Origin of the sequence: Paenibacillus sp. PAMC 26794, from assembly GCF_000316035.1 — a bacterium.
Classification (GTDB): Bacteria; Bacillota; Bacilli; order Paenibacillales; family Paenibacillaceae; genus Paenibacillus.
This window is the reverse complement of the sequence record NZ_ANHX01000029.1, coordinates 126,552-151,389: the sequence shown is the minus strand read 5'-3', so window position 1 is coordinate 151,389 and position 24,838 is coordinate 126,552. Positions and strand designations below refer to the sequence as shown.

Genomic DNA, 24,838 nt, shown 5'->3' with positions numbered 1-24,838 from the left:
AGCAGGAGGACGAATATGGATACTAGAATAGAGATATTAACGATGTGTATGGTATGGGACAAAATGAATGATCAGGTGCTGTTAATGAATCGGCCGGACCGCAAAGGATTTCCGGGATACATCGCTCCTGGGGGGAAGGTAGACTTTCCGGAGAGTATCGTGGATGGTGCCGTGCGGGAGGTTCTGGAGGAGACGGGGCTAGTAGTCAATGAGATTACGTATAAAGGGCTTGATGAGTTCTGTGATCCCGAACAAGGATTGCGGTACATGGTATTTAACTATTTGGCAACTTCATTTGAGGGTCAGTTATTGCAAGATCCGCCCGAAGGCGAACTGTTATGGGTGCCTATGAAGCGGGTTTTTGAGTTGCCTATGCAGGATTGGTTTGCTGAACGTCTCCCGCGTTTTTTCCAAAAAGGTACTTTTGAGCGGAGTGTGATCTGGGAGAAGTCATCCGGACGTACGCTGCAAGAGACATTTATGGTGTATAGCGATTCCGTACTTGAACAGAGTGGGACCAAATAAGTTAAACCGTCAGAAGGAGGAAAAATCATGGGATACCAGCATGCCCTGCAAGGATACATTGCGGCTACGCTTGATGGGGAATGGAAATTAATCCATGAGCATTTAAGCTTGGGCTAGGATAAAAATAATGCCTCATAATGTATCATCCATATCTATATATTTATATCCAAATATTATGATATAATGAAGTTTACTAGTTTTATAGGAGATGACTAGTCTGTGGGTAATAGTGTGTGATTAATAGATTGAGTAAACTAGTTTGTTGAAATGAAGAATGATATATTTGTGGATTTGCCATACATAGGCTTCTGCAAACAGGACGTAAATGAATATTGTACGATGAAAAGGTGGAGATTGGCATGAAATTGTCGTTCCGGATTTTGGACTGGGAAGAAGAAAGACCCTACGAACTTTTATTGATGGCTGATCCTTCAAAAGCAATTGTGGATGAGTACCTGAGTCGGGGTGTTTGTTTTATTGCCGAGTATGAAGGAGAGATGGTTGGGGAGTTCGTATTGTTGAAGACTCGTCCGGAGACTGTGGAGATTGTTAATATTGCCGTACAGGAAGAACTGCAGGGACAAGGTGTAGGCAAACACATGATTAAGGAAGCGATGGAAGCTGCACGTAGATTGGGCTGCCGAATTCTTGAGATTGGGACAGGCAACTCCAGCTTTCATCAATTGAAGTTATACCAACGTTGCGGATTCCGCATTATCGGGGTTGATCATGACTTCTTTGTGAGGCACTATGAGGAAGAGATTATAGAGGATGGTATCCGCTGTGTGGATATGATCCGTATGGCCATAGATCTGGATGCTGTTACAGAGGATGAAAAGAAATAGGAAGTATTTGCTGGGGTGAAATTTGCTGAATCCAATGAAGCTGCTCGGATAGTTCATGTCTGGGCCAGCTTTTTGCTATGGGTCTCCTGAAGAAAACCCCAATTATTTGTTGAATGTTATGTCAAATGGTTAATGTTTAACTTGACGGTTTGTTTTTGAACATAATGGACCACAATTCAATTAAGGAGGTAAAATGGGAGATCGTATGCCTATTTGCTGTAATTAAGCGTTCGTTGTTCTACTCAAATTGCTCGATTTATTCGATTCATCTAATTTATGCATCAATTGAACTAAAAATAGGAAATGCTCCTGAGCGTAAAAGTTTATAGAATAGAGAGTAGAACACGGACTTCACTTGAAAAAGAGGAGAAGGTGTAACCTTCGAACGGATCAGGACAGTATTCGACATCTGTGCGACGGTATATACAATCATTGTTTTACTTTGATTTTGAAAACGCAGACAAACCTTGACGGGAGCGTCGGACTAACGTTACTACCACCAACAGCACGATTATTGGACTTCATGAAAAATTTCGCTTAAAATGTTGAACGAACGCAAATTACGGCTTAGTCAATGATTTCCGTCAAAAACTTATGACTAAATCAAGACGGAGGGAACGTCGATGACGATCGTGGAAGGCAACAAGAAGCCCTGGGAAAGTTACTATGGCCCCAATATGGGATACGTACAGGAACAATATGAATTATTCACTCAAGACCCTGGTTCGGTTACACCGGCCTATCGGGAACTATTTGAACAATGGGGTGCACCGCCGATGTCTGGCAGGGATGCACGCACAACCTTGAATTCAAGCAACGCCCAATCGGCTTCCGGAAACGTAGACATTCAATTATTACAGAAAGCGGTTACAGCAGGTAAACTCGTATGGAACATCCGTACATATGGTCATCTTGCTGCAGATATAGATCCGCTTGGAATCAGTGAAGATACAGACACATCTTTGCTGGAACCTCAGCATTTTGAATTAAACGAAGAAGATCTGAAAGCTTTGCCTGCTTCCCTGATCTGGGAAGGTGCAGATGGGCAGACAGCAACTGGATGGGATGCAATCCAACGTTTGCGTCAGATATACACTGGACCTATGGCCTATGAATTCAGTCATGTGCACGAAGTTCAAGAACGTGAGTGGCTGAATCGTCGTGCGGAATCCCGGACATCACCGGCTCCACTTACGCCGAAAGAACGTAAGGCTTTGCTGGAACGTTTGGTTGAAGTCGAGCAATTTGAAGATTATCTTCACAAAACATTTGTTGGGCAGAAACGTTTCTCCATCGAAGGCAACGATGTGCTTGTTCCGATGCTGGATGAAGCTGTTCGCATCATGGTAGAAGCCGGATCAAGCCACATTCTGATGGGGATGGCCCACCGTGGACGGTTAAATGTACTGGCTCATGTTTTGGGCAAACCGTACAGCAAAATTTTCTCTGAATTTCATCATGCTCCGAACAAAGATTTGGTTCCATCGGAAGGTTCGACTGGAATCAACTACGGTTGGACGGGGGATGTCAAATATCATATGGGTGCCAACCGTTTTGTAAAAGACGGGGAAACTGTACAGGCACGCCTTACTCTGGCCAATAACCCGAGCCATCTGGAATACGTCAATCCGGTTGTACAAGGGTTTGCACGTGCGGCTCAGGATGACCGGCGTGACCCTGGATATCCGAAGCAGGACGTGACGAAGGCAGCTACCATTTTGATGCATGGTGATGCAGCATTCCCTGGAGAAGGGATCGTTGCAGAAACGCTTAACTTCAAAGCTCTGCCAGGATATCAGAATGGCGGAACCATCCATATTATCGTCAACAATCGTCTGGGTTTCACTACAGATAGCAGTGATTCCCGTTCAACGTACTACGCAAGTGACCTTGCTAAAGGGTACGAAATTCCGATTGTACACGTGAATGCGGACAATCCGGAAGCTTGTATTGCAGCCATTCGTATGGCAGCCGAGTATCGCAATCGATTCAAAAAGGATTTCCTGATCGACTTGATCGGTTACCGTCGTTACGGTCATAATGAAACCGATGATCCCGAAACGACTCAACCTATCGTCTATGACAAGGTGAAAAACCATCCAACGGTAAGCCACTTGTATCAGGATCACTTGAAGCAAGAATCGGTTATCGATGATGCGTCTATTGCGAGCATTCGCGATGGAGTAACGAACAAATTAAAAGAAGCTTATGACCAGATGAAGAAAAATGAAGTACATGAATATTACCAACGAAAAATCAGCGAGCCGGAAGCTGTTACGATTACGCCTACTGCAGTACCATTGGAGAATCTGCGCAGCATTAATGCTGATCTGCTGAAATGGCCTGAGAACTTCAATGTGTATCCGAAGTTACAGCGGATTTTGCAACGCCGGAGCACTTCCCTGAACGAAGGGGAAAAAGTCGATTGGAGCCTTGCGGAGACACTCGCATTTGCAACCATTCTGGCAGATGGCAAGCCAATTCGGATTAGTGGACAGGATGCCGAGCGCGCTACATTCGCACATCGGAATCTGGTGTTGCATGATTCGGAGAATGGTGCAAAGTTCTGCCCATTACATCACTTGCCACAGGCAAGAGCATCCTTTGCAATCTATAACAGTCCGTTGTCTGAAGAATCCGTTGTTGGATTCGAATACGGATATAACGTATATTCACCCGATACACTGGTTATCTGGGAAGCCCAATTCGGTGACTTTGCCAACTGTGCACAAGTTATCTTTGACCAGTTTGTATCCGCGGGTCGTGCCAAGTGGTCTCAAAAATCCAGTTTGGTCATGTTGCTTCCACATGCGAATGAGGGTCAGGGACCTGAGCATACAAGTGCTCGTCTTGAACGCTTCCTGCAGCTTTGTGCAGAAGACAATATGACGGTTGCCAACTTGTCGAGTGCATCTCAGTACTTCCACTTGTTGCGTCGTCAAGCTTCGTTGACTGAAACGGAAGATGCTCGTCCACTTGTGATGATGTCACCGAAAAGTCTCATTCGGAATCCGCGTGTTGCATCACCGGCAGTCGAATTCAGTGAAGGCAAGTTTGAGCTTGTGCTGGAGCAAGCCGGACTGGGTACACAGCCCGATCGCGTGGAACGCATTGTTTTGTGCAGTGGCAAGATTGCCATCGACCTGGAAGATGCTATTGAAAAAGATAAAGCAGATCGGTCATGGCTTCACATCATTCGAGTGGAACAGCTATATCCGTTCCCGGCAGAAGAGATCAAACGTGTACTCGCACGTTTCAGCAATGTAACAGAACTGGTATGGGTACAGGAAGAAAACAAAAACATGGGTGCCTGGACATACATGGAGCCTCGTCTTCGTGAAGTTGCCCCGGAAGGTACAACCGTTAGATACGAAGGTCGCCCGGAACACGCAAGTCCTTCCAGCGGTTATCAGCTTGTGCATAGTATGGAACAGCAACAGATTATTACATCTGCGTTGAAGCAAACGACGAAGAATAATATTCCACTGGGGAGGTAACAGCTGTGAGTGAAATTAAAGTACCTGCAATGGGTGAGTCAATAACTGAGGGAACTGTATCCAGATGGATGGTTAAAGAAGGGGATACCGTTAATCAGGGTGATGTGCTTCTTGAACTGGAAACGGACAAAGTAAATATCGAGATCAGCGCAGAAGAAAGTGGCGTGCTGGAGAAGATCATTCGTCAGGAAGGAGAGACGGTAGAGATCGGTGAAACGATCGGTACACTCTCAGCTGGTTCTGGAGGAGGAAGCGGTGCACCCGCTTCCGGACCAGCAGCTGAAGAGAAAAAGGCCGTTACTCCTGCACCTGAAGCTCCAACACCACCACCAGCACCCGTTGCGGCAGCACCGGAGTCATCCGATAGTGCCAAGACGGCTTCACCGTCTGCCCGTAAGCTTGCACGTGAACGTGGCATCGAACTGGATCAGGTTCAGAGCAAAGATCCGATTGGACGAGTATACCAGGACGATGTGAAGAGCCATAGCAATCAGGCGCCAGCTCCTGCTGCTCCACCTGCGAGTAAAGCCCCAGCGGCACCAAGTGCTCCGGCAGCGGGTAGTTCCACTTATACCAAACCAGTGGAGCGTCAACGCATGTCTCGTCGCCGTGCGACCATTGCCAAACGTCTGGTAGAGGCTCAGCAGACAGCAGCCATGTTGACTACGTTTAATGAAGTAGATATGACTGCCATCATGGATGTACGTAAACGCCGTAAGGACAAGTTCAAAGAGAAACATGAGATCAACTTGGGCTTCATGTCCTTCTTCACCAAAGCGGTTGTGGGTGCTCTGAAAAAATTCCCTACAATTAACGCAGAGATCGATGGCGAAGATGTTGTGCTCAAAAAGTATTATGATATCGGCATTGCCGTATCTGCGAAGGAAGGACTGGTTGTACCTGTTGTGCGTGATGCCGATCGTCTGGGCTTTGCCGAGATCGAGAAGAGCATTGCGGACCTGGCATCCAAGGCTCGTTCCAACACGCTGGCGTTGTCTGACCTGCAAGGCGGAACGTTCACTATTACCAATGGTGGAACATTTGGTTCCTTGTTGTCTACACCAATCCTGAATACACCTCAAGTGGGTATTCTGGGTATGCATAAGATTCAGCTTCGTCCCGTGGCAATTGATGCAGAGCGGATGGAGAACCGTCCGATGATGTACATCGCGTTGTCCTATGATCACCGGATTATCGACGGTAGTGAGGCTGTTCGTTTCCTCGTGACCGTGAAAGAACTGCTTGAAGACCCGGAATCCCTGTTAATTGAAGGTTAATCCATAACGTTTGATTATAGCTATTATTCATATCGCTTAACAAGAGAACCCCTGAACTGGAGCGCAGCGTGAGCTGACATCCGATTCAGGGGTTTCTTTTGGCTTTTGGTATGTTGTCTCCGACTCTATTATATAGAGTCAGCCGTCTCGGTAGGGCTCACCGGACTAGGGTGTGTATTCGAGCCAGGGGTATTCCGCTCTAGCCAGCTCACAACGTGCTGGGCTACTTCTGTTCGGTTGATCTCATGCAGCATTTCATGGCGTCCATCCGGATACAGGCGATACTCAATATTCTCCAGGTGAAGTTTCTTATATTGGGAGACCAGATTAAGAACGCCTTTGCCATGAAGTCCGACAGGGTCCTTCTCACCTGAGAACAGATATACGGGTTTATGTTTGGGTATGCGTTCCATATTGTGTGGAAGATGGACTTCGAGCAGCAATTTGAAAAAGTCGCGGAAAAATCCTGCTGTACAGACCACTCCGCACAGGGGATCATCAATGAACCGTTGAACCTCTTGCGTGTCCCTGGACAACCAGTCAAACGGTGTCGTCGCAGGGCGGAAAGAGCGGTTAAATCCGCCAAATACAATCGCATTGAGCAGCATGCTGGGATGAGTAGCCCCCTGAATGCCACATTGCAAGAAGGCGAGCTTCTCTCCAATACGGAGAAGACCGCGTCTGCCATTGGTCCCGGATAAAATAAAGGCATGGTACTGCTCATGACCAGCGTACATGAGATGTTGTACCAAGAATGAGCCCATGCTATGTCCCATTAGAAACAGGGGCACCCCAGGATTCTCCTTGGCGGCTACTTCGCCCAGATTGATCATATCACTCGCCATCCAGCGGAAGGCATCGATACCAGCATTACCAAGCAACTTGGCATTCTCCACAGTTTTGCCATGACCCCGATGGTCATTGGCATAAACCGCATAGCCATTTTGGGTAAGAATGTCTGCAAATTCTGCGTATCGGGCTGCTGTCTCGCCCATGCCATGTGCAATTTGCACTACACCTTTAACGTTGCATTCCGGATCGGGAAGCCAGCGGTACACATGAATACGGGTACCTTCACTAGCGACCAAGGCAAAGGTAGATTCCTGCATCTCGTGTAATTCCTCCTTCACGGGTCACATATAAGCTTGATTTAGGGCAGATAAGAGCGAAGAACAGTGGTATTCCCGTTCAATGTATAAGAACCCAGATTGGCTGGCAAGAGATAACATTGTCCAGCTTTCAATTCAATGCTGTCTGATTCAGCATGTGCCCACTCCAAAGTTCCTTCTCCTTCACAGACAACGAGAATCGTGAAGCTGTCAGGATTGGTGGAGAGTTCCCACTGTTCAGTCACAATCCCTTTTTCCACCACGAAATAAGGGCATTCCGCAAGCTTGAGCCATTCACCGGGAGTCGCGTTATTTGTTCTCATTGTTGAGGCACCTGCGCCCTCATAGGCGGTGACATTTAATGAGTCTTCAACATGCAACTCACGTGGTTTGCCATCCAACCCTGGACGATTGTAATCGTATATCCGGTACGTCGTATCCGAGTTTTGCTGAATCTCAGCGACAACGACACCTGCACAGAGCGCATGCACTGTTCCGGCAGGGATAAAGAACGTATCACCAGCTTCTACAGGTACCTGACGAAGGGTATCCATCACCGTGCCGTTTTCCAATGCTTCTTTTAATGTTGCCCGATCAACGCCTTCATTCAAGCCATAGATGATGTGTGCGCCCGGTTTTGCGTCGAGCACATACCACATTTCTGTTTTGCCAAGCTCGCCAGGAGGAAGTGCCTCATACTCGTCAGTTGGATGAACCTGAACGGACAGGTCATCGTTGCAGTCAAGCAGCTTAATCAGAAGGGGGAAACGTCCGCCTTTTTCAGAGACGCCTTTGGTTCCAAGCCATTCGGTGCCCAGTTGTTCACGAACTTCATCCAGACCCTTGCCAGCAAGTGCTCCATTTAATACCTTGGTTGTACCGTTCGGATGATCCGCAATCATCCAGCCTTCTCCGATATGTCCTTCAGGGGGCGTAAGGCCGAATTGCTCCAGAGCACGACCGCCCCACACACGTTCTTTGAATTCAGGTTGGAATTGTAATGGATATGGCTTAGACATCAGTAATCTCTCCTCTAGTATATGAAATGGTGGATCGCTTTAATCAGTCATGGGCATGTAGTCGCCATGAGCAAACAAGTGAATACGTTTGCATATGTAGATCTAGAACACAGATCGCAGTAAGAAGAAGCCGTTAATAGCTCGCCTTGCGATTGTGTCTAGTTTATTGTATTTGGTGAACAAAGGAAATTATTTTTTCTCGATTCCGATCAGAAAAGGAGAAGTTTCTCGCTGCAACTGGCGATACATCACAACCTGTGCCTGTTCCACCGGCAGGGCAGAGGACCATTCCAATACGGCTGATGCTTCCTGTGCGCCTCCGTCATGACCGGGGTAGAGCACAACCGTAATGATTCCGCGAGGACGTAATAAAGCCAGTGCAGCCTCGAGTGCAGCGATCGTGCTGTCAGTCTCGGTTATGATGGAGAAATCTGCACTTTCTGAAGGTAGGTACCCCAGATTGAACATGACTGCACCAACCGCACCAAGCCATGACTCAGGCACCGCTTCTGCCATTCGATCATGGCTTAGTTGAAGCATGGAGATGGAGCCAAGCTTGGCTTCGTCGTTTTGTTTTCGAATCCGGGCCTGTGCCAGCGTGAGGGCTTCACTTTGAATATCGAATCCAATGACTTGACCACGCCTGCCTACTTGTTGTGCCAAAAATAGTGTGTCTGCTCCTGTACCAACCGTTGCATCTATGGCCAGATCACCTGGCTGCAGACGGGAGGAAATCCATTGATGAGCACAGCTGAGAACTGAAAGAAAGCCCATCTATGCTCGCCTCCAATACTTACCTTGCCATGAATCCCGCTCTCGCAGCTCACGATCAATGGAGTTCAACACTTCCCATTTGTTCATGGACCACATCGGTCCAATCAGCAGATCACGCGGTGCGTCGCCTGTAAGACGGTGTACGATTATTTCCGGTGGAAGCATCTCCAGTGTATCTACGATCAGCTTGATATACTCGTCCTGATCCAGAAAACGTAAAAGACCAGCTTCGTATTGCTTCACCATTGGTGTTTTGCGCATGAGATGTAACAGGTGAATCTTGATTCCCTGTACATCCATATTGGCAACTGCCCGTCCAGTGTCCAGCATCATCTCATGTGTCTCTTGAGGCAGACCATATATGATATGTGTGCACACACGTATATTCCGTTTGCGCAGTTTCTCAACCGCTTCTTCGTAACACTTCGTGTCGTGCGCGCGATTAATCAATGTTGATGTGGAATCATGGATCGTTTGAAGGCCCATCTCAACCCACAGGTAGGTACGCTCATTGAGTTCAGCCAAATAATCAACAACGTCATCTGGCAAACAATCCGGGCGAGTGGCGATGGACAAACCAACAACACCGGGTTGCTCTAGAATTTCTTCAAAATATTCGCGTAGCTCCTCAACCGGAGCGTACGTGTTCGTATAGGCTTGAAAATAGCCAATATAATGGGCTGTAGGCCACTTGAGGTGCTGTTTATCTCGAATTGTATTGAATTGGGTGACCAGATCTTCACGTCTGCTGCCAGCAAAATCGCCTGATCCACGCGCACTGCAGAAGGTGCAACCACCTTTGGCAATGGAGCCATCACGGTTGGGACAGGTGAATCCAGCATCCAGCATTACTTTGAAAACCTTATTGTTAAATTGATCTCGCATCTCATAATTCCAGGTATGGAATCGTTTATCTCCCCACAACAGAGGGGACTGTAATGCAGGTGCATTCATCTTCAGGGTACTCCTTTGGCTGTCGAATTACAGTAATCATACGTGAACAAAAGAAGAAGCGCTATGCAATTTCCGTCATAGACGATTCATAGCGATTATAGGTGTCTTCATGAACTTTTATCATTGTATCAAAAAACTAAAAAAAAAGGGAATCGAAACGCAAAAATAGGCCGTGAAATCAAGGTTTTCTCCTTGCTATAGTTTACACCTTATGTTATATTTAAATCAGCGTCAGACACCATCAAGTGGGTATTATTCATCATAGCATTTGAATCAACGTTGACGTCATGGACCATACTATACCGTGAGGTGATATGAATGAATTCCCAAGTTAAAAACAAAGAATTGAATCATGTGTCTGTTGAATTGACGGCAGAAGAAGCACTGGCTTTAACAGGTGTTCGTTTTAATGGTAATCCGAAAGTGAAAGCGGCTGCAAGACAAAAAGTTCGCGATGCTTTCGAAAAGACATTTGATTTTTCACACCAAGATAAGGTAGACTATGAACTATTAAAATAGTTGGACCCCAATTCCAAATAAATCGAAGAGGGAATCTTTGAGATTTGCCCAAAGTGGCAGATCCGAAGATTCCCTTTTCATTGCTCTTTACAATTTGCCGGTTCTTCGGCAAAATAAGTCTGAGACAAGTATGGGACAAACGGAGGAATAAAATGCGTTTACGTGGCAGAAAAGGGATAAGAGAAAATCTGGAGCAACAAGTTGATCTTGTTGTACTGGACCCCAAGCAACATAAAGGAAAATGGTCTGAACTGTTTGGCAATGATCACCCGATCTTCGTGGAATTTGGTATGGGTAAAGGTCAATTTATCAGCCAAATGAGTTATAAATATCCGGAATTTAATTTTATCGGTATTGATATGTATGATGAACTGGTGCGTCGTGCCAGTGAGAAAGCTCGTAATGCGTGGAGTCAGGCTGATGTGGAGACACCCCCGAACCTGAAGCTTGCGCTGGCAAATATCGAACAGATCGAAGAAGTTTTTGAACCGGAAGAACTGGAGCGCATTTATTTGAACTTCAGCGATCCTTGGCCAAAAGCAAAGCATGCACGTCGTCGTTTGACGCACCCGCGCTTCCTGAAGAAATACACGGAATTGCTTAATCCCAAAGGTCAGATTCATTTCAAAACCGATTCGGAGACGCTGTTTGATTTCTCACTCAACGCCATTGCCGACTTCGGCCTGCAAATGACCAATATTTCTTTGAATCTGCATCGTGATGGTTTGAATGAAGAACATGTGATGACGGAGTATGAGCAGAAATTCATGGGTAAAGGTATGAACATTCACCGGGTTGAAGTGATTGTAGGTGAAGAGGCCTTGCGTGAGTATCAGCAGATACGTCTGGACAAGTATAAAGTTCGCGAAGCTTCTGATGAGTCTGGCGAAGATCAGGAGCAGGAATAAATCAAAATCTAACTTAAATTCAATAAATTAGAGCGACACATGAGGTGAATGATTCATTCTCATAGGTCGCTCTTTTTTTGCAATAACAATCAGTGTGCAATGCTCCATAAACTCACGTCTGGGTTGATTTCAAAAGTTCTCTGAATGGAACTCTTTGCGGCGGTAATCGTTCGGTGTAACGCCGTTGAATTTCTTGAACATGCGGTAGAAGTAGGAACTGTTGGTGAATCCGGTTCTCTCGGCAATATCGGCAACAGAGTTCTCGGTCTCCACCAGCAGATGCTGGGCCTTGGCTATGCGGGTTTCGTTAATCACGTCCGTGAGCCCTTTCAGGGTGAGCTGTTTGTAGAGCCTGCTTACATAGATGGGCGACATGCCCAACTCATCTGCAATGGAAGTAAGACAGAGATTGGGGTCCGCATAGTCCCGCTCAACAATGCCATTGATTTTACGAATCAACTCTTCATGTTTCAGCGTACGTTTCTCCTCGACTTTGGAACCAAGCTCATCAAACATACGATAGAAGTGTTCATGCACTTCACTGATGTCTTCCGCGTCTTTGACAGGTAGCATCAGACCATCCGAGACTGAATCAAGCATGAGTTGATTATTCTTCTTGAGGGTATTTCGTACATGGTTCAGTGTCATCGTCAGATGGGATAAGGCTAGTTGGAAGACGGTAAATGGATAATCGGCTGTCTCGCTGACAATATCTGCATAGACTTGTTTTGCTTCTCGTGTCTTGCCTGTCATTAGATGATCGACAAGTTGTCTTTCCTTACCTGCTGGGAATGCGTACTCCTTGGCGTGATAAGCCATGATGTCAGAGGTATAGATCAGACAGCCCGGTCCCATGAACAAACGATGCAGTGAGGCTTCGGCTGATCTGGTGTAGGATGCAATACTGTCTTCCAATGAATCTTCTTCCGTGCCGATCGTACAGGAGATGGAGCATTTCAAATGGGTCATTACAGCAGCCTGCATCATGCGCAGAAGCTCATCGATCCGGTTATGGGCAGGTTGCCCAAGTTCATGGTTTTCTGCTTTTTCGTTGAAAATGAGTGTGATCAGATCACCGCCCATGTCCACAGCTTCCGCATTGTAGTGGAGATCGGCTGTCTCGGTGCATATGTTCATCATGGCGTATTTTACAAGCTGGGTCTCATCACGATACGTTTCGCAGAATTCGGTAAAATGGTCAATACGCAGCAATACCAGTCTGGATGCACGCTGAACATCAATGGAGGAACCATAGAACTTCATCCGTTCTTCCAGCATACCTCCAGTTACTGTTTCGCGGCCCTGCAGTGCCCCTCGTAGAAAATCCTGCCGTAACAAATGAAGACTGCCACGTCGCTCTGCTTCCATCACACGTAAACGAACAAGCACCTTATCAATAGGGTGATATAGTTTTCGGGACACAAGGTAAGAGAGCAGTAACCCTGCGAAGAGAAGTCCAACACAAAACAGAACGGTATGTGTGCGCATACTCCGTATATCTGAGGTAATCAGATCATAAGGTGTTATTCTCACATAACGCCAACCCAGATCATCGGGAGCGGTATAGGTGATGAGCGATTTTTCTCCGTCGACCTTCTCGGTAAAGTAAGCGGACTGCTGCATGTCCTGCATGATCGGCTGCATAAATGCTTCGCTGGAGAGATTTTTCATCAATGCACGGTCGCCAAAGTCTGATAAAAGGTCTCCATTCTCATTCACGATAAAGGTCTTGCCTGGTTGATCCACAGCATTCATATTTGGACTGAGCCAATCATCCTTGATATTAACGATAACAGCATAGTTTAGCTTCGCGTTATCATTAATCGTGTCATAACAGAGATAGGTGTAGCTGTTAACCTCTGTTGCTTCGGTAGAGCCGACCTGATATGTACGCGGGATGGGGACAAAAGGTTTATAGTCATGGAAGCGTTGGAGGATGCTTGTAATCCCCTGATCATCGATCTCCGAGATGGACTGCTGCCCATTGCGCACGTTGGAACTTATAAAGAATTCATTACTTTTGGAGTTATATACATAGATGGATTCTATAAAAGGAAGGGACATACGATAGTTATCTAGCTGCTCCATCGCTGATGTGATCTCATAGATATTTGGTTTGGAATAGAGCAGTAATGAAGAGATGGTGTAGTCCTGATAAATCTGATATGACAATGATTTTGCAGTTTCGGTCATTTTGGCCACTTCACGGCTGGTTTGTGTAAGACTGTTCATATCTGTACGGTACACCTGGCGAAGAGCAATCCGATTATAGTTGACATACAAAATAGAAGAAGCCACAAGTAAGGTAGCGACGGTACTGATAATAATGCCGATCAGAATCCGTGTGAAGACCTTCTGACTGTCCTCTGAACGTTTACGCATTCTTCTTCCCCCCCCTCGAACCTCCTGTTTTGGGTGAACAACATAGAACTTCATATACATACGTTAGGCTTCATATATGGATGAGCAGAAGAGCAAGAGTATCTTGAATTATATATTATGTATGCGTTTACATCAATGCTGGACAGGCTGTTTTGCCTGTTTTCTCTACAGAAAGTTCAACTTTCGCTGGATTGTTCACTAGGTGTAGCCTATGCACGATATCAATATTTGTGAACGGATGTGTGTGAATGTCTGTTCATTTCATGGTTCGTTCGTTTTGTTCATAGTTCATTTCGCAGAATCGTTCATTTTCTGACGGGAAGCTTCAGTATCCGTGAGCGAAGAGAGCATCTACAATTAAAAGAGAGTTCCACCACGCAGCACCGCAAGAAATTCGGGAGGGATCGAGCCATGCTCAAAGAATTGAACAAAAACAAAATCATGTTTCTGATGCTGTTGCCCACGCTGATCTTTTTTCTGATTAACTCGTATTTTCCGATGGTCGGCATCTATTATGCATTCACCCGGTATGATTTTGAAGGCGGATTATTTGGCAGTCCATTTGTCGGTCTGGAGAACTTTAAGTTCCTATGGCAATCCGGGATGCTGTTGAAACTCACAACCAATACCGTGGGTTACAATCTCGCTTTCATTATATTAGGAAACGGACTGGCGATCTTCTGTGCGATCATGCTTAGCGAAATCCGTGGCAGGTTATTCAAAAAAATTACGCAATCCGTCATGTTCTTGCCGTATTTCATCTCATTTGTACTATTAAGTGTAATCGCTTACAACATGTTTAACTACGAGTCGGGTTTTGTGAACACGGTGCTCAAACGTTTTGAGGCCGGCCCGGTCGACATTTATAACACACCCTGGATCTGGGTGTTCCTGATCATCATCTTTTATCTGTGGAAAAATCTTGGATACAGCATGGTCATCTATCTGGCCGCCATAACGGGTATCAGTGACGAGTATTATGAAGCTGCCCGAATCGACGGGGCCAATATTTTTCAGCGGATCTGGTACATTACGGTACCGATGCTGAAGCCAACCTTTGTCATCCTGTTGTTGTTCTCACTCGGCAGCATTATGAAGGGGCAGTTTGACCTGTTCTATCAACTGATCGGTAACAACGGGGTGCTGTACAACGCTACAGATATTATTGATACGTATGTGTATCGTTCACTGAAAGTAACGTTTGATATCGGGATGGCAACGGCTGCTGGTTTGTATCAATCGTTGTTTGGATTCATTTTGATCATGACCGTCAACTATATTATCCGCAAAGTAAATGAGGACTATGCCTTGTTCTAGAACGCCCACAGGGCAGGAGGGAGAACGATCATGAACACGCCAATGAATACTCACACTCGTACGAATACGCGTCTCAGAGATTCGGAATTCACTTTCATGTTTCAACTGATTTCCTACAGCTTCATCATCATTTTATCAATCATGTGCTTGCTACCGTTTCTGCTGATTCTATCCGGTTCATTCAGCAGCAACGAGTCCATTGTGAGGGATGGATATCACCTCTTTCCAACGGACTTTTCCCTGGAAGGTTATAAGATGGTTTTTACATTCCCTACAAAGGTACTCAAGGCTTATGGGGTTACGGTCTTTACAACGGTGGTGGGAACTTCGCTAGGGCTGTTCCTCATCACGATGGCCGGATTTGTGCTCCAGCGTAAGGATTTTAAATATCGGAACACGTTCTCGTTTTTTATCTACTTCACAACCCTGTTTGGTGGGGGACTTGTGCCTTGGTACATTATGCTGGCGAACTACTTCAATCTCATGGATACGTACACCGTACTGATTTTCCCGGGATTGATGACGCCATTCCTCATTATCCTGATGAAAAACTTCATTCGTTCGGCAGTGCCCGATGAGTTGATTGAGTCCGCCAAAATTGATGGAGCGAATGACTTCCGCATCTATTTCAGCATTGTGTTGAAACTGGCGATGCCTGGTATCGCAACCGTAGGTCTGTTTCTGGCACTGGGGTACTGGAATGATTGGTTTACCTCATCCCTCTTCATTAACAACCCGGATATGTACCAACTGCAATTTTATCTCTACAATACGATGAACACGATTACATTCATTGACCAGATGGCGATTGGCACAGGGATCACACTCAGTCAGGATGTGCCTACTGAATCAACCAAGATGGCGATGGCTATCGTTGTGACGGGACCGATTCTGTTCCTGTATCCGTTTGTACAACGTTATTTTGTCAAAGGACTCACCATTGGTGCAGTGAAAGGTTAGAACGTGAACACGCTGTGGGTGTCAGGCCATTGACATCATTTCCGGTCTGAAACATGGCGAGTCTGCGCTAACATATAAAGGTTCACCACAAAAAGGGAGGATGCGTATGCGTAACAAAACAATTCGGCACCTGTCTCTGGTACTTGCCCTGATGTTGTTCGCCGGGGTACTTGCCGCATGTAATAACGGTTCGGGGGGATCGACGCAAGGAAGCGAGCAGGGAGGAACATCCGGGAACAAAGGCGAGAAAGTCACGCTTCAATTTTACATGCTTGGGGATGCTCCAAAAGATCTGCCTGTTATTGAATCCGAGATCAATAAGCTGGCTGAGGCTGATCTGAACGTCAATGTGAAATTCAACTACACCTCATGGACCGACTGGGATCAAAAATATAAACTGCTGCTGTCTTCCGGACAGCCGATCGATCTGATCTTCACAGCGGATTGGACATTCTATCAGTCCTATGCGAAGAAGGGCGCGTTCCTGCCGCTGGATGAAATGCTGCCTACAGCAGCGCCAGCACTGAAAGCTCATGTACCTGATGACATGTGGAATGCTGTCAAAATCAATGACAAAATCTATACTGTTCCATCCACTTGGATTGAGTATGTAACCGAGGGAATTGCGTACCGTGAGGACTTGCGCGAGAAGTACAATCTGCCGAAGCCGGAATCTTTGGAGACACTCGAAGCGTATCTGGAGGGCATCAAAGCCAACGAACCCAATATGATTCCGATTGCGGATAGCAATGCCAACCATACCCATGGAATTCGTCAATTGACATCCAAGCTGGTTAATACAGCAGGTCAACTTCCATATGGACTGGATATTATGTATGACACACCATCAACCGTGACGTCCTACTGGGGATCCGCGCAACACCTGGAAGACCTGAAAACATACAAACGTTGGATGGACAAAGGATTTTTCCCGAAAAACGTACTGAATGTAAAAGATACATCCAACTCGTTGCTGCAAAATGGAAAAGCGGCTGTTGTTCTGTCCGGGGAAAACCCTAACAAATTTAATGCAGATGTAATCAAGGTGCAGTCTACTCATCCAGATTGGAAACTGGCTTATTTCCCTTACCCGAATGCAAAAGGGTTTGCACAACCGGTTCACCCGATCCACAATGGTTTTGCGATTCCGCGTAGCAGTAAAAACCCGGAAAAAGCATTGGCATTTTATGAGAAACTGGTGACAGACAAAAGATATAACTGGTTGACTGAATACGGCGTTGAGGGCAAAAACTTCGAGGTAGATAATGGATACTACAAAATGGTCGGAGATGCACAAACAAACGGCTTCCCGCGTGAGGGCATGAACGGCTGGGCTTGGCGTAATCCGGAATTCATGCTCTATGATAAAACCTTTGATGATGTCCTGACCATGTTTGAAGATCTCGACAAAATCAAGAAGCCGGATATTTATACCGGATTTGCTGAAGACTGGACACCGTACCAAGCCGAGAAGGCTGCATTGGAACAAGTGGAAAAACAATATCTGTATCCGCTTAATGTAGGTTTAGTGGCAGACGTAGAAGCTGGATTGAACACATTTATGGAGAAGGCTAAACAAGCTGGATTGGAAAAAATTCAGGCAGAATATACCAAGCAGTGGCAGGAGTACTTGAAGTTAGCAGGCATTCAATAGTTTGTACTTTTCTTCATCAAGAAAAGGTGCCTTCAAATCCGAAGGCACCTTTTCAATGTGGTTGCAGGCTTGTTTGAAGCCGTTGGTTAGAGGCGTGATTGGACGAAGAATACGGGAAGCAGCACCTTATTCGGATAAATTCATAAACGGGCCTCTTCTGCGGATGAAGGACGAACGTCCTCCAGCAGATCGATAATACTTTGAGCGCTCTGCATCGGATGAACCTTGGCGATTTCCGCCAGATGACGTTTGCGTTTACGTACAACATCCGGGTAGTGATGCAACAGCTTGTTCATCCATTTGACCACTACGTCGAGCGAAGTTATGGGTTCTCCCAACCCTCTTGCCGTAAAATAATGGACGTTTTCTTCTTCCTGACCAGGTATAGGGTTGTGGAACAACATGGGAATTCCTTTGGCCAAGCCTTCGCTGCATGTCATTCCCCCAGGTTTGGTAATCAGAAGGTCGGATACTTCCATTAATTTGTCCACTTCGTTGGTGTATCCCATAATGTGAATGTTTTCTTTGCGATACATGGGGTTCTGTTCCATGCTGATCCGTGTTTTATCATTGCGACCCAGACAAAAAATGATCTGAATATCTTCATGCCAGCGTGTCAGCAGCGGATGGACCAGCTTGTCGCTGAGAATTCCCCAACCGCCGCCCATCACTAGTATAGTAGGCATGTTCTTGAGGTTAAATCTGCTTCGGATCTCTTCTCGCCCGGGATGCTCCCAGAAATTTGGATGCACCGGAATGCCCGTGACTCGAATGTGGTCTGTAGGTACGCCTCGTAGCATTAGTTTGGACTTAACCTCATCTGAAGAAACCAGATAAAGGTCTACTTCACGGTTAATCCACGTCCCATGTGCATCATAGTCGGTGATGACTGTGCATAGGGGAACCTGTACACCCAGACGCTTCAGTCTGGATATGACAGCACTTGGAATCGGATGTGTACAGACGATCGCATCGGGACGTAACTGGCGCACAACACTGCGTGTGTGTGTATAGAACAGTTTATGCAACGCCAGTGTTGTCAGCCTGTTCAATGATTTTTTATATTGGTGTCTGTATACGTATCCGAAAAGTTTGGGTTGGTTGGTAACCGTTTTTTTGTATGCTGTTATAATCAGAGGTGCAACCTTTGGATTTAAGAAACTTCCCAGTTCAAGCACTTTTGTCTGCACGTCTGGCGAGAGCTTTCGCAAATTGCTGGACAGTGCATAGGCGGCTTGAGTATGACCCGTACCAAAGCCTTCAGATAATAGTAATACTCTTTTTTTCTCCACGCTTACTTCACCTGTTCCTGCTAGGTTTTTCTGAGTCTAACATATCGGCTTTAAGACCAGAATGCAACTGTTGCAAGTGCGACTAAAGTACCTATTGTGGCACCCGCCAGAACATCGGAAGGATAGTGTAACCCCAGATAAATTCGAGAGAATCCGACAATAAGGGCTACAGGCAACAATATTAGCAATAAGATCGGATCAGTGGTCATAAAGGGAACTGTGACCGAAAAAATGGCAGTTGTGTGCCCTGAAGGAAACGAGTGATCCGTCAGGGGATTACGGAACGTAATTGTATCCGGCAAGGCCAGATAAGGTCGAATGCGGGGATACAATTTTTTCGCGATGGCTACAGGAATGTGGCTGACCGCAAGAGCGATACAAGCCTGAAGTCCTGTTGTGCTCCATGGAGCTGGAGCAAGCAACCAGATTAACAACGATATTGCAATAGAAGAAGTTGCTCCACCCAGATGGGTGAAATAATACAGCCAAAAATTCATAAAACGATTATGAAGTCGGCCGTTGATCCACATAAACACATTTCGATCATAATCTTGAAACTTTAAGAATAAACGGCTCATATTGGCCTCCTGCCAGTCAGGCCGCCCGTAATGGCGGCATTATTTCCGGTGATTTTCTGCATCCGGTTTCGTCCTGATTAGTATATAACCGTTTTTCATGAACTTGAGGTTATTTCAGGTATATGTTTATCATATTTTTAAATGTTGTCCTTTTCAAGAAGAACCCATGTAAAGAACGTGAAATTCATGTTAAAGAGTGGATATATACCCATCTTAACTTTTTGACTTGGGTCAGCCAAAAAAGATACAATGATTCAACATGGCTGAAATGAGGTAAAAAAATGTGAGTTCTGTTTCAAACTTTTTGAGGTCTGTTTACGTTATTTGTTATAGAGCCTCTGACGAAGAATAACATGCTGATGAAAAAAGCAGGGACTTTAGAAATAAAAATCAAGTAAACGGCTGAAAATAAGATATAACAGGCATGAATGCGAGGTTGTGGTATCACGAAGTGTCTATTCAGCGTTTAAAGATCACATTTCTGCTTCAGAAAGTGGAATTGGGGTTTTGACAAATGACTGAAAAGGATACAGAATCGATAAAGCAGCCAACTGATAGCAACCAAGCTTTGAAACATTGCCTGATATATTCACGTAGTACACAAAAGAACAGGGTCATATTCTGCAGATCAAAAAAAAATAAATTGCAGAATCAGGAAGAGAAATGCTTGAGTAAACTGGGTTTTGAAAAAAAGGGGGTAACAGAGAACGATGTTGGACGCTATATTCGTCACGATGCAGGTCATTCTGGCACTGCTAGCCGTGTACCAATTCACGTTTTCGCTGTTCGGTCTGGTTAAGAAAAAGAAAAAGAAACATTATCCGGCGACAAAATCATTCGCTGTACTCGTCGCAGCACACAATGAGGAACAAGTCATTGGTGCCTTGATGGAGAACTTGAAACAACTTGATTATCCGGAAGATCTGTACGATGTGTTTGTCATCTGTGACAACTGTACGGATGGAACGGCTCAAATTGTCAGAGAGCATGGATTAAACGCCTGTGTACGTACCAATGCCGATTTAAGAGGTAAAGGGTACGCCATCGAATGGATGCTTAAGTACCTGTGGAAATTGCCACGTCAGTATGACGCAGTTGTTATGTTTGACGCGGATAACCTGGTTGACCGTAACTTCTTGCTTGAGATGAATGATGACTTGAACAATGGTTCGCGTGTTATCCAAGGATACATTGATACGAAAAATCCGGAGGATTCCTGGATTACTGCAGCTTACGGTGTATCTTACTGGTACATCAACCGTCTGTGGCAGTTGTCTCGTCATAACTTGAATATGGCGAATTTCCTCGGAGGAACCGGAATGTGCTTTGAGACCAACCTGTTGAAGGAAATTGGTTGGGGTGCAACAAGTCTGGTTGAGGATCTGGAGTTTACGATGCGCAGTGTGCAACGTAATGTGTATCCTGTTTTCAACTATGACGCCAAAGTATTTGATGAGAAGCCATTAACATTTAAAGCTTCAGCGAGACAACGTCTGCGCTGGATGCAAGGTCACTTTACAGTTGCGCGTAGATACTTCTTCCCGCTGCTATGGCAGTCCATTAAGGAAAGAAGCCTGGTGAAATTTGACCTTGCTATCTACGGAGCCAATGTCTATGTGGTGTTGCTTACGTTCCTGATGACGGCTGTGATGTGGGTAGACATGGCTATATTCAGTGGTCCGCACATTGCTAATATTTATGGATACTTCCCGTTATGGGTTGGGTTCGTGGCTATTGGTTTGAACATTCTGACGTTCCTGTTGTCCATGGCGCTGGAGAAGGTTACCTTTGCCAAAGTTTATCTATATCTGATCTTGTTCCCGATCTACCTGCTGTCTTGGTACCCGATTACGTTCTACGCTTTCTTTACGCAGAACAACAAACAGTGGAGCCACACTCAACATACACGTGTTGTACGGTTGGATGAGGTACAGAGCAAGCAAGGGTAAGGAACATGCGTGCGATACTTTGTTGACATCTGATATAACAAATGTATAATTTGCGAAAAAAAAGTTGTGAAGAATGTTGACAATGTGTTTCATGGGTGATATAGTATTCAAGTGCCTTAAAACGAATAGCAATGGAATCACAAGCAGAAGTCCGACTTCTCACCTGATCAACAAACATGTTGGCTGGTCAACGATCCCAATAATTTATGAAGTGTATACTCATGAAGAATTGTGTTGATTACAGGGATGTCGGTAGCTTGACCGGCATCCCTTTTATTTTTGTGTAATTGGATATTCAAAATGACCTGGAGGTGGACGATTATTAGTAAAGATCACATGATTAATGATGAGATTCGGGCGAAGGAAGTACGCCTTGTCGGAGCTGAAGGAGAACAAATTGGGATCACGCCCATTCGCGAAGCACTGCAAATGGCGATTGACCTGAATTTGGATCTGGTCAATGTGGCACCACAGGCTAAACCGCCGGTGTGTCGTATTATGGACTATGGCAAATTCCGCTATGAGCAACAAAAGAAAGATAAAGAAGCCCGTAAGAACCAGAAAATTGTTGATATTAAAGAAGTATGGTTCCGTTCCAATATTGAGGAGCACGATTATCAAACGAAGCTTCGTAATGTAGTTAAGTTTTTGAACGAAGGCGACAAAGTGAAATGTTCTGTTCGTTATCGCGGACGTGAAATTGCACATGCCGCGATTGGTCAACGGATTTTGGAGCGCGTTAAGGTAGAAGTTGCAGAACTTTGTACTGTTGAACGTCAACCGAAATTGGAAGGCCGCAGCATGATCATGATTTTGGCTCCTAAAGCCTGATAACATTGGAGGAGGAAACACAAAATGCCTAAAATGAAAACACACAGCAGTTTGAAAGGACGCTTCAAAATTACCGGTTCCGGTAAGGTCCTTCGTTACAAAGCTCACAAAAACCACTTGCTTTCCCACAAATCCAAACGTGCTAAGCGCGTTCTGAACGGTAACCCAGTTATGGCTGCCGGGGATGTTAGACGTTTGAAACAAGGTCTGGCTAACTTGAAAGGCTAATTCTAATTAGTACATTCCGTATGGGGGATCGGCTACGGCCGTACACATACTACGGATACATTTATATTTATTTGGGAGGTTCTTTAATATGGCAAGAGTAAAAGGCGGTTTTGTAGTACGTCGTCGTCATAAAAAGGTTTTGAAACTGGCAAGAGGTTATTTCGGTTCCAAACACCGTATTTTTAAAACAGCTAACGAGCAAGTAATGAAATCCTTGGTATACGCATACCGTGACCGTCGCAACACGAAACGTAACTTCCGCAGACTGTGGATCGTTCGTATCAATGCTGCAGCACGTATGAATGGTTTGTCTTACAACAAACTGATCCATGGTTTGAAACTTGCTGGAGTAGACATGAACCGCAAAATGTTGGCTGATCTGGCCGTTAACGACATCAATGCGTTCAACTCTTTGGCTACTGTAGCTAAAGGCAAAATCAACGCCTAAATTGTATGATACAAGCCGCCGTACCTATATGGCGGCTTTTTTTACGGCTTTTAAGAAATTCGAAGAGGAACCTCTGGATGAGTAGAGCGAATAGGCTGTAGTCTGGAAGGGAACAATGAAACCAGATAACTGGTGAATAACGATCCATGGGAATACATAAAATACGAACGGTGAAATAATACAAATAAAATCAGGTAAATCCCACTCATCACTAAAGTTTGCGATATGTTTTTGTTATATAACATCACATCGTTGTAACGTTAGTGTGTTAAAACGCTAAATTATTAAGCGTTTTCAATAAAAAAAGAACAAAAATATGTGATATTTGGTGATGAAACATCTGGATTTTAACACTGGTTGATTGTATAATCACCTCTAGTAGGCTAGTCCTAGATTTTTCTCTCCATGTCATAATGTTCGGTTTTTCGACAGATGATAGGATGCTATAAGGGTGAGATTGCGCTTTTAATGTCGAAGAAACCATACATTCTGCATAAAAGTCATTCCTGCTATCTGTTAACCGTTCAATTGTAGGCTGGATTGGAATGAGGGATATATCATTAAGGGGGAAAAAGAGAAATGAAAAAGATGCTCAGCTTGTCTTTGGTAATGTTACTGGCGGTATCGGTTATGCTCGCAGGTTGCGGTAGCAAACCGAAAGAAGAAACAAATGCCGGAGGAGATACAGGTGGCACTTCCACTGAAGCGAAATCCGATCTCAAAATCGGTATGGTTACTGACGTAGGTGGAGTTAATGACAAATCCTTTAACCAATCCGCTTGGGAAGCTCTGCAAGCGACTGAAACAGAAACAGGTACTGCTGTTAAATACCTGCAAAGTAAATCCGATGAAGAGTACATTCCTAACCTGAACGAATTTGTTAAAGGCGGATATGACCTGAGCTGGGGGATCGGTTTCCAATTGGCTGATGCAATCAAGACTGTTGCTGAGCAAAACCCGGATGCTAAACTCGCGATCATCGACAGTGTTGTTGATGCTCCTAACGTTAAATCCGTAACATTTGCTGAAGAAGAAGGGTCATACCTGGTTGGTGTTGTAGCTGGTCTGACAACAAAATCCAACAAAATCGGTTTCGTTGGCGGTATGGACAGCCCATTGATCAAAAAGTTTGAAGTAGGTTTCAGAGAAGGCGTTAAAGCTGTTAATCCTGATGCTGAGTTCATTTCCAACTACACAGGTGCTTTTGATAAACCTGACCTTGGTAAAGCAGCAGCTGCTACAATGTACAACCAAGGCGTAGATATTATCTTCCACGCTTCCGGTGCTACAGGTAACGGTGTGTTCAACGAAGCAATCGCTCGTAAGAAACAAGGTCAAGATGTATGGGTTATCGGTGTTGACAAAGACCAATCTATTGAGTTTGGTGATGAGATTACTTTGACTTCCATGATCAAAAAAGTTGACGAAGCAGTTAAGCGCGTTAACCAAGAAGTAATCGACGGTACATTCAAAGGTGGTTCTGAAAACCTGACTTTGAAAGAAAACGGTGTAGGTATTGCTGATACTTCTACTGCCAATGTATCTGCTGATACACTTGCAAAAGTGGATGAGTACAAAGAAAAAATCATCAGCGGCGAAATCAAAGTACCTACTGAGTAATTTGAGACTAGTTGCAAAAGAATAATCATCGGGGCCGGTCTTGACCGGCCTTATGATTGCAAAAACAGGAACATTTGATCAAGTCGTCATAACAATTGTACAAGGTCACTGTGCACCAACGCTCCGGTAGGAGCTTTTTCTTTCGTTTGCGG

The 24,838-nt window shown here is 45.1% G+C and carries 21 protein-coding genes; 14 read left to right on the top strand and 7 right to left on the bottom strand.

Annotated elements, in window-relative coordinates:
* Positions 1-15 precede the first annotated feature (15 nt).
* The 4 genes from D829_RS0114795 to odhB all read left to right on the top strand — a co-directional run bounded on the left by D829_RS0114795 (position 16) and on the right by odhB (position 6,144).
* Positions 16-525, top strand: a complete 510-nt coding sequence (locus D829_RS0114795; RefSeq protein ID WP_036661099.1) for an 8-oxo-dGTP diphosphatase — start codon at positions 16-18, stop codon at positions 523-525.
* Positions 526-884: 359 nt separating this feature from the next.
* Complete coding sequence (locus tag D829_RS0114785) at positions 885-1,370, top strand: GNAT family N-acetyltransferase (protein WP_017689682.1); 486 nt, start codon at positions 885-887, stop codon at positions 1,368-1,370.
* Positions 1,371-1,993: 623 nt separating this feature from the next.
* Positions 1,994-4,867, top strand: coding sequence for a 2-oxoglutarate dehydrogenase E1 component (locus tag D829_RS0114780; protein WP_017689681.1), 2,874 nt, complete (start codon positions 1,994-1,996; stop codon positions 4,865-4,867).
* Between the two features lie 5 nt (positions 4,868-4,872).
* Complete coding sequence (gene odhB, locus D829_RS0114775) at positions 4,873-6,144, top strand: 2-oxoglutarate dehydrogenase complex dihydrolipoyllysine-residue succinyltransferase (protein WP_017689680.1); 1,272 nt, start codon at positions 4,873-4,875, stop codon at positions 6,142-6,144.
* A 128-nt stretch (positions 6,145-6,272) separates the two neighbouring features.
* On the opposite strand, the gene D829_RS0114770 is transcribed toward odhB, so the two are convergent.
* From D829_RS0114770 to D829_RS0114755, 4 genes are all read right to left on the bottom strand, one after another.
* A complete protein-coding gene (locus D829_RS0114770; RefSeq protein WP_017689679.1) occupies positions 6,273-7,253 on the bottom strand; it encodes an alpha/beta hydrolase in 981 nt (326 codons plus the stop codon).
* Between the two features lie 41 nt (positions 7,254-7,294).
* Positions 7,295-8,272, bottom strand: a complete 978-nt coding sequence (locus D829_RS0114765; RefSeq protein ID WP_017689678.1) for a type I phosphomannose isomerase catalytic subunit — start codon at positions 8,270-8,272, stop codon at positions 7,295-7,297.
* A 189-nt stretch (positions 8,273-8,461) separates the two neighbouring features.
* Positions 8,462-9,046: a class I SAM-dependent methyltransferase gene (locus D829_RS0114760; RefSeq protein ID WP_017689677.1), complete on the bottom strand. Its 585-nt coding sequence runs from the start codon at positions 9,044-9,046 to the stop codon at positions 8,462-8,464.
* Positions 9,047-10,000: a TIGR01212 family radical SAM protein gene (locus D829_RS0114755; RefSeq protein ID WP_017689676.1), complete on the bottom strand. Its 954-nt coding sequence runs from the start codon at positions 9,998-10,000 to the stop codon at positions 9,047-9,049.
* Positions 10,001-10,318: 318 nt separating this feature from the next.
* Here D829_RS0114755 and D829_RS0114750 point away from each other — a divergent pair, with 318 nt between their 5' ends.
* Positions 10,319-10,519 carry a hypothetical protein gene (locus D829_RS0114750; protein ID WP_017689675.1) on the top strand — a complete coding sequence of 67 codons (201 nt, stop codon included), beginning with the start codon at positions 10,319-10,321 and terminating at the stop codon, positions 10,517-10,519.
* Between the two features lie 152 nt (positions 10,520-10,671).
* Positions 10,672-11,427: a tRNA (guanosine(46)-N7)-methyltransferase TrmB gene (trmB, locus tag D829_RS0114745; RefSeq protein WP_017689674.1), complete on the top strand. Its 756-nt coding sequence runs from the start codon at positions 10,672-10,674 to the stop codon at positions 11,425-11,427.
* A 129-nt stretch (positions 11,428-11,556) separates the two neighbouring features.
* Here trmB and D829_RS0114740 read toward each other — a convergent pair whose 3' ends face one another.
* Positions 11,557-13,809 carry a helix-turn-helix domain-containing protein gene (locus D829_RS0114740; protein WP_017689673.1) on the bottom strand — a complete coding sequence of 751 codons (2,253 nt, stop codon included), beginning with the start codon at positions 13,807-13,809 and terminating at the stop codon, positions 11,557-11,559.
* A gap of 411 nt (positions 13,810-14,220) precedes the next feature.
* On the opposite strand from D829_RS0114740, the gene D829_RS0114735 reads away from it, so the two are divergent.
* The 3 genes from D829_RS0114735 (at position 14,221) to D829_RS0114725 (ending at position 17,740) form a co-directional block, all read left to right on the top strand.
* On the top strand, positions 14,221-15,126 hold the full coding sequence (locus tag D829_RS0114735; RefSeq protein WP_017689672.1) for an ABC transporter permease subunit: 906 nt from the start codon (positions 14,221-14,223) through the stop codon (positions 15,124-15,126).
* Between the two features lie 30 nt (positions 15,127-15,156).
* Positions 15,157-16,086 (top strand): carbohydrate ABC transporter permease, encoded by a 930-nt coding sequence (locus D829_RS0114730; RefSeq protein WP_017689671.1) that lies wholly within the window; start codon positions 15,157-15,159, stop codon positions 16,084-16,086.
* Between the two features lie 106 nt (positions 16,087-16,192).
* On the top strand, positions 16,193-17,740 hold the full coding sequence (locus D829_RS0114725) for an extracellular solute-binding protein (protein ID WP_017689670.1): 1,548 nt from the start codon (positions 16,193-16,195) through the stop codon (positions 17,738-17,740).
* A gap of 140 nt (positions 17,741-17,880) precedes the next feature.
* Here the strand turns inward: D829_RS0114725 and D829_RS0114720 are convergent, their stop codons facing one another.
* The gene (locus D829_RS0114720) at positions 17,881-19,032 is read right to left on the bottom strand and encodes a UDP-N-acetylglucosamine--LPS N-acetylglucosamine transferase (RefSeq protein WP_017689669.1); all 1,152 of its coding nucleotides are present in this window, start codon (positions 19,030-19,032) and stop codon (positions 17,881-17,883) included.
* A gap of 50 nt (positions 19,033-19,082) precedes the next feature.
* Positions 19,083-19,610 (bottom strand): phosphatase PAP2 family protein, encoded by a 528-nt coding sequence (locus D829_RS0114715; protein ID WP_017689668.1) that lies wholly within the window; start codon positions 19,608-19,610, stop codon positions 19,083-19,085.
* 710 nt (positions 19,611-20,320) lie between these two features.
* On the opposite strand from D829_RS0114715, the gene D829_RS0114710 reads away from it, so the two are divergent.
* From D829_RS0114710 to D829_RS0114690, 5 genes are all read left to right on the top strand, one after another.
* Positions 20,321-21,559 (top strand): glycosyltransferase family 2 protein, encoded by a 1,239-nt coding sequence (locus D829_RS0114710; protein WP_017689667.1) that lies wholly within the window; start codon positions 20,321-20,323, stop codon positions 21,557-21,559.
* Between the two features lie 336 nt (positions 21,560-21,895).
* Positions 21,896-22,390 carry a translation initiation factor IF-3 gene (infC, locus tag D829_RS0114705; protein WP_017689666.1) on the top strand — a complete coding sequence of 165 codons (495 nt, stop codon included), beginning with the start codon at positions 21,896-21,898 and terminating at the stop codon, positions 22,388-22,390.
* Positions 22,391-22,414: 24 nt separating this feature from the next.
* The gene (rpmI, locus tag D829_RS0114700) at positions 22,415-22,618 is read left to right on the top strand and encodes a 50S ribosomal protein L35 (protein ID WP_017689665.1); all 204 of its coding nucleotides are present in this window, start codon (positions 22,415-22,417) and stop codon (positions 22,616-22,618) included.
* Positions 22,619-22,706: 88 nt separating this feature from the next.
* A complete protein-coding gene (gene rplT, locus D829_RS0114695; RefSeq protein WP_017689664.1) occupies positions 22,707-23,066 on the top strand; it encodes a 50S ribosomal protein L20 in 360 nt (119 codons plus the stop codon).
* Between the two features lie 579 nt (positions 23,067-23,645).
* Complete coding sequence (locus D829_RS0114690) at positions 23,646-24,686, top strand: BMP family ABC transporter substrate-binding protein (RefSeq protein ID WP_017689663.1); 1,041 nt, start codon at positions 23,646-23,648, stop codon at positions 24,684-24,686.
* Positions 24,687-24,838: the final 152 nt, after the last annotated feature.